Source organism: Neobacillus sp. BP17 (assembly GCF_059579525.1).
On the sequence record NZ_CM184198.1, the window covers coordinates 4,953,328 to 4,967,859 of the forward strand.

The 14,532-nt window shown below is 39.3% G+C and carries 14 protein-coding genes; 3 read left to right on the plus strand and 11 right to left on the minus strand.

The window, feature by feature from the left end; genetic code table 11:
• Window positions 1–134: 134 nt before the first annotated feature.
• The 8 genes from AC4QJR_RS24330 to AC4QJR_RS24365 all read right to left on the minus strand — a co-directional run bounded on the left by AC4QJR_RS24330 (window position 135) and on the right by AC4QJR_RS24365 (window position 7,307).
• Entirely contained in the window at window positions 135–974 is an 840-nt protein-coding gene (locus AC4QJR_RS24330; protein ID WP_496524460.1) for a cytochrome c oxidase assembly protein, read from the minus strand.
• Window positions 975–1,075: 101 nt separating this feature from the next.
• Complete coding sequence (locus AC4QJR_RS24335) at window positions 1,076–1,678, minus strand: undecaprenyl-diphosphatase (RefSeq protein ID WP_375375249.1); 603 nt, start codon at window positions 1,676–1,678, stop codon at window positions 1,076–1,078.
• A 37-nt stretch (window positions 1,679–1,715) separates the two neighbouring features.
• Window positions 1,716–2,885, minus strand: a complete 1,170-nt coding sequence (locus AC4QJR_RS24340) for an MGDG synthase family glycosyltransferase (protein ID WP_496524461.1) — start codon at window positions 2,883–2,885, stop codon at window positions 1,716–1,718.
• Window positions 2,886–3,061: 176 nt separating this feature from the next.
• On the minus strand, window positions 3,062–3,679 hold the full coding sequence (locus tag AC4QJR_RS24345; protein WP_496524462.1) for a DedA family protein: 618 nt from the start codon (window positions 3,677–3,679) through the stop codon (window positions 3,062–3,064).
• Window positions 3,680–3,687: 8 nt separating this feature from the next.
• Window positions 3,688–4,392, minus strand: a complete 705-nt coding sequence (locus tag AC4QJR_RS24350; RefSeq protein ID WP_496524463.1) for a polysaccharide deacetylase family protein — start codon at window positions 4,390–4,392, stop codon at window positions 3,688–3,690.
• Complete coding sequence (locus AC4QJR_RS24355) at window positions 4,389–5,774, minus strand: sensor histidine kinase (protein ID WP_098572289.1); 1,386 nt, start codon at window positions 5,772–5,774, stop codon at window positions 4,389–4,391. The genes AC4QJR_RS24350 and AC4QJR_RS24355 overlap by 4 nt, the downstream gene beginning before the upstream one ends.
• 4 nt (window positions 5,775–5,778) lie before the next feature.
• The gene (locus AC4QJR_RS24360) at window positions 5,779–6,477 is read right to left on the minus strand and encodes a response regulator transcription factor (RefSeq protein ID WP_496524464.1); all 699 of its coding nucleotides are present in this window, start codon (window positions 6,475–6,477) and stop codon (window positions 5,779–5,781) included.
• A gap of 239 nt (window positions 6,478–6,716) precedes the next feature.
• Window positions 6,717–7,307, minus strand: coding sequence for a putative ABC transporter permease (locus tag AC4QJR_RS24365; protein WP_496524465.1), 591 nt, complete (start codon window positions 7,305–7,307; stop codon window positions 6,717–6,719).
• Window positions 7,308–8,028: 721 nt separating this feature from the next.
• On the opposite strand from AC4QJR_RS24365, the gene AC4QJR_RS24370 reads away from it, so the two are divergent.
• The 3 genes from AC4QJR_RS24370 (at window position 8,029) to AC4QJR_RS24380 (ending at window position 10,568) form a co-directional block, all read left to right on the plus strand.
• Window positions 8,029–8,649 carry a TetR/AcrR family transcriptional regulator gene (locus AC4QJR_RS24370; protein ID WP_496524466.1) on the plus strand — a complete coding sequence of 207 codons (621 nt, stop codon included), beginning with the start codon at window positions 8,029–8,031 and terminating at the stop codon, window positions 8,647–8,649.
• A gap of 141 nt (window positions 8,650–8,790) precedes the next feature.
• Window positions 8,791–9,516 (plus strand): ABC transporter ATP-binding protein, encoded by a 726-nt coding sequence (locus AC4QJR_RS24375; RefSeq protein WP_496524467.1) that lies wholly within the window; start codon window positions 8,791–8,793, stop codon window positions 9,514–9,516.
• Window positions 9,513–10,568, plus strand: coding sequence for an ABC transporter permease (locus AC4QJR_RS24380; RefSeq protein ID WP_496524468.1), 1,056 nt, complete (start codon window positions 9,513–9,515; stop codon window positions 10,566–10,568). The genes AC4QJR_RS24375 and AC4QJR_RS24380 overlap by 4 nt, the downstream gene beginning before the upstream one ends.
• 49 nt (window positions 10,569–10,617) lie before the next feature.
• Here AC4QJR_RS24380 and AC4QJR_RS24385 read toward each other — a convergent pair whose 3' ends face one another.
• The 3 genes from AC4QJR_RS24385 to AC4QJR_RS24395 form a co-directional block, all read right to left on the minus strand.
• A complete protein-coding gene (locus AC4QJR_RS24385) occupies window positions 10,618–11,211 on the minus strand; it encodes an NADPH-dependent FMN reductase (protein ID WP_098572283.1) in 594 nt (197 codons plus the stop codon).
• Window positions 11,212–11,504: 293 nt separating this feature from the next.
• Entirely contained in the window at window positions 11,505–12,695 is a 1,191-nt protein-coding gene (locus tag AC4QJR_RS24390; protein ID WP_496524469.1) for a PDZ domain-containing protein, read from the minus strand.
• A gap of 230 nt (window positions 12,696–12,925) precedes the next feature.
• A complete protein-coding gene (locus AC4QJR_RS24395; protein ID WP_496524470.1) occupies window positions 12,926–14,383 on the minus strand; it encodes a S41 family peptidase in 1,458 nt (485 codons plus the stop codon).
• Window positions 14,384–14,532: the final 149 nt, after the last annotated feature.

Consider the following 14,532-nt stretch of genomic DNA (forward strand, 5'->3'; position numbering starts at 1 on the left):
CGTTCATGTTTTTTATAAATAACAATCCCCCCTGCCGTCCTGTAAATTCTCCCCATACATACCATTCCCAAAATTATCGCAGAATATATTGAACAACTTTGGAAAGTATCCTCAATAAATAGAGGCTATGGAGTTCAGTCCACAACCCCCGCTACAGCCCCGCTTTTCGTTTTTCTGCCAAGACGAACGGTCAGGACTACTCCAAATTTATGCATTCCTAACATCAGGATTCCCGCAAACATTTGATCAAGTCTTGTGTTAAATGTTGATGGTAGAATATCAAGGGAGCTTAATTGGCTTAGTTGGGAAGGTGAAATACAGAGATTTGCGGTGAGTTCAGATAGAAGAGGATTATTCATTCCACCTATGAAAGCAGTGATAATAAATAGCAAACAGGCAGGCATAATGACTAGACCGCTAAGAAAAAGATAACGTTTATTCTGTTCATTTGAATGCTCCTTCTTCGGGTCAGGGACGGTGATTGGCTGCCACATCCGAAAAGATAGGAGCAGCAGTACAAATAAATATCCATTATGAACAATGGAGGTTTGGGCTAGAGATGTTAATACGATTGGGAAATGGTACATTAGGAACATCGCCCCAAACGCATACAAGGCGGCTTTTGAAGGCAATACGTACTTGCTGACTCGTTTTGTTAGGGAATGTTCTCGAAGGGACTGGATTAAAGCATCCGGGATCCCTAATACAAATAAAGGGGAGATAATAAAATATAAAATACTCATTTGAAGCATATGCAGGCTAAACGACAGATGACTAATTGTTTCAAATGGACTGCCAAAGGTTAAGTACATGATGCCTAAACTGAGGAAATATAGCAGGGGCTGCTTTTGATAAAATTTGATATTTGTATAAGATGCTGTTACATATACATAAATGGCGGCTAGGCAAATGAGGCAGGCTAATAATGGCATATTCCACAACAATTGACCTTCCAGCCACATCGCATAGAACATGAAATCCCCTCCCTACACTATTTAAAGCGAACAGATAACTTTAGATTTTATGATTTTTTTACTGTTATATGACAAAAAGAAGAACCATGTGGCTCTTCTTTCTAACGTTTTCTTGCAAGGGGTGTCTTTTTTAAAAAATTACTTTCCATTTTCTCATAGAACTCAATTAACCAAAGGATAACCTTGTTTAATTCCTTGAATCGAATTAGTAAGAAATGGACGGCAAATGCCACTCCTGCGCCGATCAACATTCCTGCTGCCACATCTAGTGGATAATGTACTCCTGTCCAAACACGGGACATAGCAATTCCTGCAGCTAAAACTAACCACATCCAGCCGTCCCGTTTTTTCCAAATCCAAATGGCTGTTGCAATTACGAATGCTGCTGTCGCGTGGTCACTTGGAAACGAGGCGTTTTTCGCATGCGGAATCAGCCAGTTTACATGATGGGCGACAAAAGGACGATTCCGGTAAAAGAAGTGGCCGATTTCTCCGTTTATACTTAATGCAACACAAGCAGCCAAAATAGCTTCAACGACCATTTTCCGATTATGTGATTTACGATAAAACCAATAAAAAATGATTCCTGCGAAAAATAAATACTCTGCTTTTTCTGCTAAAAAAATCATCAATGGATTTAAAAATCGCTCACTGATGGCTAGGTGATTGATGATTTGAAAAATACTATAGTCTATATTAGACAACTTAACTTAACCTCCTCATTCATGTTTTCCCGCTATCTTAAATTCGTAACGGTGATGAATAATTAACGAATCCCAAGTGCCTGACACTCTTTTTTTGGTCTAGGATGTTTGCGAATAACTCCACGATTTTTTCTGGCTTGTCCAGCTTTATTCCCTGCTGGTAAGAATCGACCGCATGCTCCCAGTGATTCATTCTATTCTGATCCTTTAATACACTTAGAAATTGCTTTTCCAATGAAGATTGATGGTCAAGCTCAAATACGAGCTTCTTACGTTTTAAATATTGAAGATTTATTTCCTCTTGTCCAGGAAGAGCGGAATGAACAAAGATCGGCAGTCTTTTTCGGATTGCTTCACTTATGGTGACTCCTCCTGGTTTTGAGACAATCGCATCAACTTCTTCATAAAGTAAATTCATTTCTGTCCGGGAAGAAAGATAGGTTAGTGGTTTAATATGATCTAAATTCCACGAAAGGATTTCATCATAAAGCTTCTTGTTTTTCCCACACAGAACCAAGAAATCTAAGTTTGAGGAGCTTTTTAATTCCTCAGCTAACTTTAAAAGCCCGCCTAACCCGCTATTCCCGCCAGATAATAAGATTTTGTGACGACCATCCTTGGGTTGTTTTCGCTTAACGGTTTTCGAAATTTCTTCATGGACAGGAATCCCCGTAACAATCATCTGTTGATCTGGAATTTGATATCTTGTGCTGAGTCTTTCTTTGACCTCTTGACTAGGGAGGAAATGGAGGTCGATTCCCTCTTTTCCCCAAACACTATTAATAAAGAAATCGGTATAAACATTAATAATCGGTATGTCGCATTTCCCCTTCATTTTTAACTTACTTAGTAGATATGACGGGAACCCATGCGTACAAACAAGTAAATCTGGTTTTTCCTCTGCTATTAATTGCTCCATTTTCTTCAGAAAGAGCGGTTGATACCATTTAAAGGCCTGTTTTTTTGTTGGCGGTACGTAAAAAAAGCTCTTGTAGGCGATATTATAGGTGTCCGGTGCGTATCGAATCCAATTTAAATAGCCCTTTGTGATCACTTTTTCTAACGATTTATTTGTATAACTCAATAAGTCAATTTTTTTCAAACTAATGTCATCTGTATGATGTTTAAAAAGGTCCATTAATGCCTCAGCGACTTGATGATGGCCCGACTGCATTTGTAAGAGTGGTAAAAACAAAATCTTCTTCACTTATTCCATCTCCTGTTCTACTAGAAATCATCCTTAAAAAATAATAATTTCTAAATGACCCTTCCACTGTATCACTCATTTCTAGAAAAACTGGCTTTTTAATGGATTTTTAATCTTCCCTTCAGCTTTTTTTTAGTTTGGCTGAAAAAAAGCAAAAAACCCGAAAAGATGTCTTTTCAGGTTTTTTTAGCGTGTCTATTTAAGTAATTCCTTCTCTTCCCCTTGATATACTTAAAGATCATATATAACGAAAAAAGAAAGAAAAATACAATTCCTACATATGGAACATAGTCTGGATTTATATGAAATACTTTCCCCGCAAAATAACCCCCAACAATAAAAGGAATGGTCCAGAGGAAAGTGCCTATCATGGAAAAAACCAAAAACCTCCGAAATGGAATGTTGTTGATCCCAGCAAAATATGGGCTTATTTGCCTGATACCTGGCAGATAAAAACCGATCAAAATGGTTTTACGAACATTTCTCGTGTATTTACCACTTACCTTTCCCCAACGGTCATTAGTAACCCCTACATACTTGCCGTACTTTTTAATAAACGGGAACCCTACAAATTTTCCGACTGAATAAGCGGCCAGCATTCCAGTAAATGCCCCAAGGATGGAACACAGCATGGCCAGCCCCAATGAGAGCTGATGATGAAAACTCAGGACACCGATTAAAAAGAGCAGCGATTCTTCCGGAGCAGGAATACCGACAATCCCAAAGAATAAAAAAAGAAAAATAACAAAGTAACCATATATATTAATATAATTTATTATTGTCTCTACATTCATAGCAGCCTCTAAAAGGAAACTTCTTCTAATGCAATAAATTTTGTTCCCTTTTTAACATTTTCCTGTAAGTAAATTTCCAAACACTTTAGCATATAATAGGGCGCTAGCTTATCTGCCCCCCATGTTTCCCCACAATCATGAAGCAGTAACACGGAACCTGCTTCCGTCGCTTGGAGCAGTTGATTAAGCAGACCGTTTTTGCCTTTCGAGGCCTTCCAATCACCAAAGATATGCGACCACATAATCACTTTAAATCTCTTACTCAAAAATAAGCTAAAAATATTAAAGCTTCCCCACGGTGGTCGATAGAAGATTACTTTTTTATTGGTGATTTGATGGATGGCCTGTTCTGTCATTTGTAATTGCCTCTTGAAATGAAAGGGCGTGAGAATCCAGCTAGAAATATGGTTATAATGATGAATGCCAATCGTATGCCCCTCCTGACACATTCGCTTGATTATGTCAGGGTAGGCTTTCACTTTGCTGCCCACCACAAAAAAGGAGGCCTTTACCCCATACTTTTTCAATAGATCAAGCAATTGTGGTGTATATTCAGGATTGGGGCCATCATCAAACGTTATGGCGATTGCCGGGGCATGTATCCTTTTAACGATTCTCCGTCCGCTCATTCGAATGAAGATGGTTGGTACTATTGCATAGATAAGGAACAAAATGAATAAAAGCATAAAACTCACAATTAATATTTTTATCACTCAAAAACATTTCCTTTCCATCTTTCCTTAGGCAGGAACAACTCCACTTCTGTCCCCACTCCCTCCGTACTTTTTACGATAATTTCGCCTTGGTGCTGCTTCATGATATTTTTTGCAATCGACAACCCTAGACCTGTCCCGCCTGTCTCCCGGCTTCGGGCCTTGTCCACCCGGTAAAAACGTTCAAAGACATTTTCTATTTCACACTCAGGGATGCCAATTCCGTAATCTTTAACCGTAATGATTGTCCATTGTTCCTTTTCCTTTAAATACACATCGATTCTATCTTTACTGTATTTGATAGCATTATCGATTAAGATAATAATTGCTTGTTTTAATTTGACTTCATCGGCTACAACTGAGATGTCAGGTTCTTGATGATGGAGGATGATTTCTCTTTTATAGGCGCTTTTAAGCTGCTTAAAAATAAGCTCACACAAGGCTACTACGTTAATTGATTTTGCTTCTAAATGATTTCCTGATTCTGTATCAGCTAAATCCAAAAAGCGCTCGGTCATCTTTTGAATTCTTGTAGCCTCTAAATGAATCGATTCAATCGCATCATGGGCAACCTCTTCATTTTGTAATCCACGTCTAAGAAGGAGGTCTGCATAGCTTTTGATTACCGTGAGTGGGGTTTTTAATTCATGGGAGGCGTCAGAGATAAATTGCCTCTGTTTTTCGAGATTCGCCTCTAATCGGCCAATCATCCGATTAAACGTTACCGCCAATTTTTGCAATTCATCCTTTGTCTCATGTTGGATGATGATTTTCTTCGGAATCCCACTTTTTTCAATATCCTCCATGGTGTTAATCATATTAGAAATCGGCCTCATAATTAGATTCGACAGCCATCTGCCCCCGAGCAGTGATAATACCGCTCCTAAAATCGTACAAAACGCAAGAATGGAAAGTAATAAATCTTTTCCCGTTTCTAATCCGGCTAGTTTCTCTCCGAACTCCAGTGTTCCTACAACTTGTCCATGTGATTGAATCGGCACCCTGACAATCGCAAATTGTTCTTCTTGATGATTAAGTCGAATGGTCCGCCTTTGAGTACCCTTTTCGCTGGTGAATTTCGGTTTTATTATCGCAGCCAATTGCGGATCGTTTGTTACTTGATTCATTATTTTCGCATCCGGCTGAACAATCCTTATAAACGATTGATTCGTTAGATAAGGGGTTAATTTTTCCTTAATAACAGACTGGGAATCTTCCTTGTTTATTTCATTTATCAAGTAATCAGCCTTTTGAAACAGTTCACCATCTTCCATGTTGACAGTAATCTTCATAAATGAAAAAAAGACCACCGCATTCACAGCAAGTAACACACAGATAATCCAAGCTGTGGTAATTAGATTAATTTTTGTGGTAATCTTCATTTCTTTAATTCTCCCTTACGGTATAACCGATTCCCCTTACCGTTTGAATAATCGTCGGGTCTGAAAAACCTTCTTCAATCTTCTTGCGTAAATGTCTGATAAATACATCAATAACATTTGTTTCCCCTTCATATTCATATCCCCAAACATGAAGAAGGATGCTTTCCCGTGTGACAATTTTATTTTTATTGGATAGTAAATACACGAGTAAATCGAATTCTTTGGGAGTTAACGTGATCGAAGTCTCCCCTCTTATCACCTCTCGTGTATCAAGATTAACGGTTAAATCTCCTACCGCTAATAAGGAGTCATCTGCTTGTGTGGCCTTGACCGCAATGGAATTTTGACGAAGACATGAGCGAATTCTTGCTAATAATTCCTCAATTTCAAATGGCTTTGTAATATAATCGTTGGCCCCTTGATCGAGTCCGGTAACTTTATCCATTGTCGTATTACGTGCTGTTAATAAAATTACTGGGATTAGGTTATTCTCTTTTCGTAATTTTCTTAACAGCTCAATGCCATTCATCTCAGGCAACATAACATCTAATAAAATTAAATCAAATTTTTCGTTCAAGGCTGCCTGCAAACCTGATTTCCCGTCATACGCCACCATTACTTCATATCCCTCATAATCGAGTTCAATCCTTAATATCTTGGCGATCTGTTTTTCATCCTCTACAACCAAAATCCGCTGTTTCATTGTCATCCCTCCTTTTTCATTCATTAGCCTTGGCCGAAAATTTACATATTTGTATAACGAACTATCTCTCTCTAAGATCTAACTCATTCAATTTAGCACTTTTTTTGCTTAGTTTTCTTTTTTTCATTGAATTTTAATCTTTCGCCGATCTCTAGGTTCATGAAAGATTCCTAGTTAACGTCAAAAACTCCTTCATTTTGATGGAAGGAGTTTTATAAGATTTTGGTGTCAGGCACCTATTAAATTTGATTATTTGCTTTTTCAGGCATTAGTTCTTGCAGCGAATGTTTGCGAATCGCTAAGACTAGATCGGCTAGGAAATACAATCCTATTGCTGACCAGACCCATGCCCAATATGGCTCCACAACCCCGTATGTTGAGACAATTACCGGATGGATCCATTTAATACATAGCAGCGACAGCACCATCCAGGCTATTGAAAAGGGGACGCAAATATGACCATGAAGCTGCAGGGGGGTGTCGGTGTAATCCCACCATTTCCGGTTAAAAAGCTTTTGTAGAAGCGCTCCTGTTAAATATTCCACCAAAGTTGGGATGAGGAAACAAAGAAATAGGACTACTCCCCCATTTGTTTCTGGTGAAATTAAATAGACCAAGAGCACAGGGGTAATGCCGTACATCGGTTTAAATGGTCCAAAGAGAAAATTTGGCTTAAAAAATTCCCGTTTCGTTATAAAGTTATAGCTGTTTTCAAGGAGCCAGCCTAAAAACGAATAAACGGTGAAATAAAAAATAAGCCCGGCTGCTTCATCTAGATTAAAAAGATTAGGATTTTGAAACTCAATTCCATTCAGCAAGTTAATAATCATGGCTGAACCACCTTTCATGGATAAGAATTTCCCACTTTAGGTTTAACAACCATGCTTCCAAATATACTAAAAAATCCCTATTTTGTGCTTTTCAAACTTGGGAAAATACGCATTACATAGCAGCAGATCTTTCCTCCTGTTTTGACCGGAATTTTCCCGCGGAGGCAAATATTATCACCATACTTCCGGCAGCTATCCATGTTAACACTGATGTTGGATGATCCCAGCTGAAATTCTTGCCGAAATAGAACAAGTCTCTGAGTCCTTCGACTAAAAAACGAATCACAGCCACGGATAGATCCAATCGCGGTAAAAAGGGGACATGAATTCAGGTGCCATCTCCAAAGTTGCGCACCAAAGAATAGCATGATCACCAAAAATTGGAATGCCCCCATTAGTACTTGCGCTACTAATGAACTGAATTTTTCCTTTCGAGAACCCAACTATTAAAAGAGTTTGAAGTAATTGTTTTCCCCATATTCACTTTTCCCTGCTTAGGTATATCCCCCTTGGTCTTCATTAACATATACCTGGAACGGAATTCAACAGACTAGTTAACACAGCCTGAAAATTAAACACAATGTTGATTAATGTTCATTGTGTATATTATAATTCGTTTATTAAGAAAGGCAATCAACAATAAAAAGCTATCTGTCTATTACTTAACACAAACGAATAAAACGTTTATTTTTTCTCAAAAAAATTTTTTGGAGGGATAGGAATGTTGGAAAAACCAACGGATAAACGAATTGTACGGACAAAGCGATTGATTCGTGATGCTCTTACAGAGTTAATGGAGGAAAAAGGATTTGAAGGGATTACCGTCCGAGATTTAACACAAAAGGCAGAGATTAATCGTGGAACATTCTATCTACATTACCATGATAAATATGATTTATTGGAGCAAAGCGAAGCGGAGATCTTAACCGAAATTCAAAAAATCGCGCAAGAAATAAATCCCCTCGATTTCATGAACTTTAATCGGGCAGATGAGCCTTTTCCTTTCATTATTACCCTTTTTGAACTTTTCCAAGAGAATTCAAGCTTCATGAAAGTAATACTAGGCCCTAATGGAGATGCATCATTTCAAGGAAAATTAAAAGATTTCATTAAACAAACCTTTTATCAAAATATCATGTCAAAAATAAATACCGATCATTTGCTTGTCCCGGTGGATTATCTTTTCGCTTATGTCAGTTCCGCCCACCTCGGTGTGATTCAGCATTGGTTAGAAAGCGGGATGGAAAAATCTCCACGAGAAATAGCGATGATCCTTTCGCGTATCACATTTTTAGGACCGAGAAACGCTCTTGGTCTTAAACCAAATTTGACTGATGATTAACGTGCAATCTTTTTTCGAAAATAAATATACACTTTGTTGCCCTGTGACTGATAATCAACACATTGTTGTTTTTTGTTTATTGCTTATATCCACATGCGTTGTAAAATGAAATCATAATAGCCATCCTAGGAGGCATGATTGATGAATTCAACCATTAATGTAGAAAGCGTCAGTAAAAGTTTTGGAAAAAAGACCGTCTTAAATGAGGTCAACTTAACGATCGAAAAAGGTCAGTTATTCGGTTTGATTGGACCTTCTGGCGCCGGAAAGACCACCCTTGTCAAAATGATTGTTGGCATGGAAAAGGCGGATAAAGGTTTCATTCACGTGTTAAATAAAAAAATGCCGAACCTTTCCTTACTTCAAGACATTGGCTATATGGCCCAAGCAGATGCCTTGTATGGTGAATTAACGGGAGAGGAGAATCTAAAGTTTTTCGCTTCCCTATTTGGGTTGAATAAAGAAGCGCAGAAAAAACGGCTACAGTATGTCGCCAATTTAGTTAACCTCACCAATGACTTAAACAAAAGGGTAGCAGCTTATTCTGGAGGGATGAAACGTCGTTTATCTTTGGCAATCGCACTAATTCAAGACCCAAAAATCTTAATCCTAGATGAGCCAACAGTCGGAATTGATCCCGAATTGAAATTGTCGATTTGGAAAGAATTCCTCCGCTTGAAAAATGATGAGCAAAAAACAATCATCGTCACTACCCATGTTATGGATGAAGCAGTGAAATGCGATTATGTCGCCATGGTTCGCGATGGACGGATTTTAACAAGCGGTACACCTAATGAATTAAAAGCGTTATACGATACCGATGATTTCGATGAGGTTTTCCTGAAGGCTGGGGTGAAACAATCATGAGAGTGTTCGCGTTAATTAAACGAATCTTCCGGCAGATGTTTCGGGATAAACGCACCTTAGCATTGTTGTTTGTGGCACCATTGCTGATTCTGACCTTGATGTACTTTTTATTTAACGGCAACACCGTCGATCCTAAATTAGGTGTCACGGGTGTGGATGATAATCTTGTCAGCGTATTGAAAAAGGCAGACATTCAAGTGAAACAGTATGAGAAAGTCAATTCTCAAACGGTGGTAAATGACGACCTTGATGGATTATTAGAACAAGAGAATGGACATTTGAAATTAACCTTGCAAAATAACGACCCATCAAAAGCGAAAGGCTTGCAGATGAAAGTCAGCCAAGCGGTCGCGGCCCAAAGTCAAGCTAAGTTAATTCAGCAAAATCCGGCTGCGGCGGGTTTGGTGCAGCCAAGCGTCGATATTGATTATGTATATGGAGATGCTGACACCGTCTTTTTTGATGTATTAAGCCCGATATTAGTTGGCTTCTTTGTTTTCTTTTTTGTCTTTATTATTTCTGGTATTGGTTTATTGCGTGAGCGGACAACGGGGACCTTGGAAAGGTTGATGTCCACGCCGATACGGAGATGGGAAATCGTTACCGCGTACTTGGTAGGCTATGGTATTTTTGCAGTCATCCAAACCATGATTGTGGTATTCTATTCTATTAATGTATTAGATATCGTTCTGGTCGGGTCGATTGGGAATGTGCTTCTCATCAATTTAATTCTCGCATTGGTTGCTCTCTCCCTTGGAATCCTTTTATCAACCTTTGCTGCTTCTGAGTTTCAGATGATTCAATTTATCCCAATCGCCGTGATTCCACAAATATTTTTCGCAGGAATCTTTCCGCTGGAAGGGATGGCCGATTGGTTACAGGCAGTTGCAAAGGTTATGCCGATGTACTATGCAGGGGACGCCCTAAAAGGTGTGATGTATAAAGGGCTAAGTTTTAGTGAGATAAGCGGTGACCTCTTGGCGTTACTCATCTTCGCAGCGATTTTCATTGTGTTGAATATCTTCTCATTGAAAAAATATCGAAAACTATAACAAAAATAAGGGGAGAGATGATCAGAAATCATCTCTCCCCTGTTCATTTTTAGCGGATTGTTTTTAATGCGCCGCTCCATTGGTTAACTTCATCAAGCATAGCATTTACATTTGTAAGGTGTAATTCAGCTGGTTTGAAAACACTGCCGTTTTCAAAGTCTGTGAATAATGACAAGGTTGGATGTGTACGAACATCCGCCACTTTTTGTTCTGCAAGAATGCCACGTAAATGTTCAGCAGCACGAGCTCCACCGGTAGAACCATAGCTAACAATACCTGCTGCCTTGTTATACCAAGCCTCACGTGCAAAGTCGATGGCGTTCTTTAATGCACCTGTAATACTGTGATTGTATTCTTGAACAATGAATACGAAGCCATCTAATTCCGCAAGTTTTGTATTCCATTGTGCGATTCCTGGTTCTGAACCGTCTGTTGTACCTAAGAATGGTAAATTAAAGTCTGCGATATCCACGATTTCATAGTTTGCATCGCCGCGTTTGTCAGCAATTCCTTTCACCCATTCCCCAACTTGCGGGCTAACCCGTCCTTGACGTGTGCTGCCTAAAATAATCCCAATGTTTAATTTTGTCATTGTTTTTTCCTCCTTTGTTGAATCACCAAATAGTCTACCTAAAAAACCCATCTTCAACACCACCTGTAAAAAATTTTTTATATGAAATTTACGTAGTGTTCTTAAATAAACAAAACGCTTGTTTATAGGATTTTTTCCTACAAACATCCTTACCAAGATATTATTAATTAAAGTATTAATGAATCAAGTATTATTAATTAATATATCTTTAATTCAAAGTAATAATATAATATTTATGATTTCTTGTCAATCGAATTAACTTTAGATTTTACAAAGATATTATTAATTATTTCTAAAACTCATAAAAAAACCACTTAGCACAGATGGCTAAGTGGTTTTTGGTGTCAGGCACCAACATCATATTTACGATCATCCTGTACAAAGAGGATGCCTAGTTCGTGGTGGTCACCTTCGTATAGGGCGCGTTGGACGAAACGGATTTCTCCGTTTGTGTCGAGGACCTCTAGTTTACAATGGGCTCGGTTTTTTTGCAGTGCTTCGTAAAACACCTTTTCATCACGTACCAAGACGCCATTGGCTTTCGTAACCACTTCACCCACCTGTAGATCCATTTTACTTGCGGGTGACTCGGGAATAACCCCGATAATCATCAGGCCCTGATTCTTTTTGGAAAAATAAAACGGAAGATTATCATCCTTCATGCCAGCGAGTAAAATAATAACCTCACGGCCGAGAACAGCCAGAGCAGCGGTTACAATCGAACTGAGCGGGAACCAATAGCCTAGAACAGAAAGAATTGTAACAAACACTCCAAGGAGAATTACCCGGCGGCCATGAAGCTCAATCGCAATCTTAGGAAGCATTCCTTTGACCTGTTGATGAAACCCAATCGCAAATGGAACAAAAATCAGCGAGTACTCTTTGGCACCCAAATGGAAAACGGGCCACCAGTCAAAGGGAAGCTGCAGCGCATTACCTGGAATAAGTAAGAAGATTGGCAGCATCCAGAGACGCTTACCTTCATGTAAACCTACATTTTGACCGCGTTTGCTTTTAGCAAGTTTAGGGGATGTCCCAAAACTGCCATTTTTAAGGATGAGCATCCCTTCTGCGATTAGCATCAACCCAAGCAAAACGACAATAGAAGGATAGATCTTGTCACTTAATGCCGCAAACGACTTCGAGAAAAGCGGGATCGACCAATGATTTTCCGCGATCAATATGATTGAGAAAAAGGCTGCCCCCATCGTGTAGGCAGGCGAAATCCAGCGGACATTTGTTGTGAGTGACCACAAAAATGTAAATCCAGCAATTAGCAGAATCGTTGCGAATGGAACCGTGATTCCTGCCGCAATAACAATTACTGAAATCACAAGACCTATTAAAATGCCTGGCGGAAATAACTGTCGAAGTTCGAAATAGGCATCATGTGCCCGAATATGGAAATTTTTCCGCTCACGTTTCACCCTCCTTACGCCTAAAATCGCTGCAAGGAAAACGAGATAGTATAAAACAGGATGAAGAAATAACTTGCCTGTCCCTTTCAGAAGTTCTACAAGCCATATTTGCACCAATTCCTGTCACCTGCCTCTATTAAAAATTTCTAGTAATCTATTATGGAAAAGTCTCCTAAAGAGTATTTTACCAAATTAACACCATAAAACATATTGCTAGTTTTTAGAAAATGGTGATAATATTGTAGCAAGAAAAAAGCGCTGAAGCTGGATTCGGAGAACTAATTCCATTTATCACAATTAATTATATAATTTGATATAAAAGAAAAACAGAGGCCTTAGCCCCTGCTTTACTCTTTCGTTATTAATCGCAATGCAGTTTGTAACTGCAGATCGTTTTTCTCTTTTTTCATTTCCGTGATGGCTGCTTCTTCAAGTTTGGATGCTGTCTCTGGACCAATTTTTCCAGTTGGCTCCAGGTTTGCTTGGAGCTGGAATCCTTTAACGGCCATCGTCGTTTCTTTACTAAAATAACCATCCGTCCGGCCTGGGGCGAATCCTAAGCCAGCTAACACTTCTTGGGCATTCTTTACTTGCTCATTGTTCATATCCTCTTCCAATGTCTCTTCCACTTGAATCGGATGGGTGGAGAAAATCGCAGGTTGTTTAATGGCGACATCCGGTTTGATCCCTTTCTTATGAATCCAATTTCCATCTGGAGTCAGCCATTTAAATAACGTCAGCTTGATATTACTTCCATCCCCCATCGGCACAGCCTGCTGAACGGTACCTTTTCCGAAGGTAGTTTCTCCAACAAGTTGGTAACCAACCGCTTCTTGTAGGGAACCGGCAAGAATTTCGGATGCGGAGGCACTGCCTTTGTTAACAAGGACAACCACGGGATACTTCTTCTTCTCCGTAAGATTGGAGAAGTATCGTTTTTTATCGCCATTTCGCTGCTCAATTTGGACATATGGCTTATTCTCCGGGACAAATTCCTTTAATATCTCGCCAACACTATCAAGGAGGCCGCCGGGGTTTCCTCGTACATCAATAACCAATCCTTTAATATGATCGTTTTCTAAGGCGGTTAATTCCTTTTCAAAATCAGCAGCTGTATCCTCTGAAAAAGAAGTTAGTTCGATATAGCCAATTTTTTGGCCATCATGTTCCTTAATAGATGCATGGACCGTTTCAAGAGGAATTTCATCACGTGTGACATCAATGGACAATGGATCTTTCAACCCTTTTCTCGCAATTAATAATTGAACCTTCGTCCCTTTTTTCCCGCGAATCTTGAGGGTTGCCTTATTCAAGTCCAGCCCTTCCACACTTTTTCCATCGACCTTTAAAATTTGATCATTTGGCTTAATGCCTGCTTTTTCAGCAGGAGAACCTTTGAACGGAGAGACGATCACAATTTTCCCATCGACCATCCCGACTTCAGCCCCGATTCCTTCGAATGAGGATTCCAACGTTTGAGTGAATTGTTGGGCAGTCTCCTTGTCCATATAGACAGAGTACGGATCTTTAAGGACAGATAACATCCCTTGAATCGCACCTTCTACCAACTTTTCCTGATCTACTTTTTCAACATACCTGCTTGAAATAAGATCATAGGCATTCTCCACTTTTTCTAGGTCTCCAACCTTTTCCGCCGAACTAACCCCATTATCATTCGGGGTTTTCACTAGGTCGAGTTGATTACTGCCATCTTTATGATTTAATAACTGCATGCCTGCGTATGTGCCCCCCGCCCCTGTCAGGAGCGAACCCGTCATCAATAAGGCAATCCATCTACGATTCATTTCAGGTCCTCCTCAAGTTAAAAATGCCTGTCCTATCTATTTTTCTAAAAAGGCACCAAATTCCTGCCCGATTATTTACATATATGTAAAGAGTGGACGAGATATGATGATTGAAAGGTATAAAAAAAAGAAGAAGCCCGAGGCTTCTC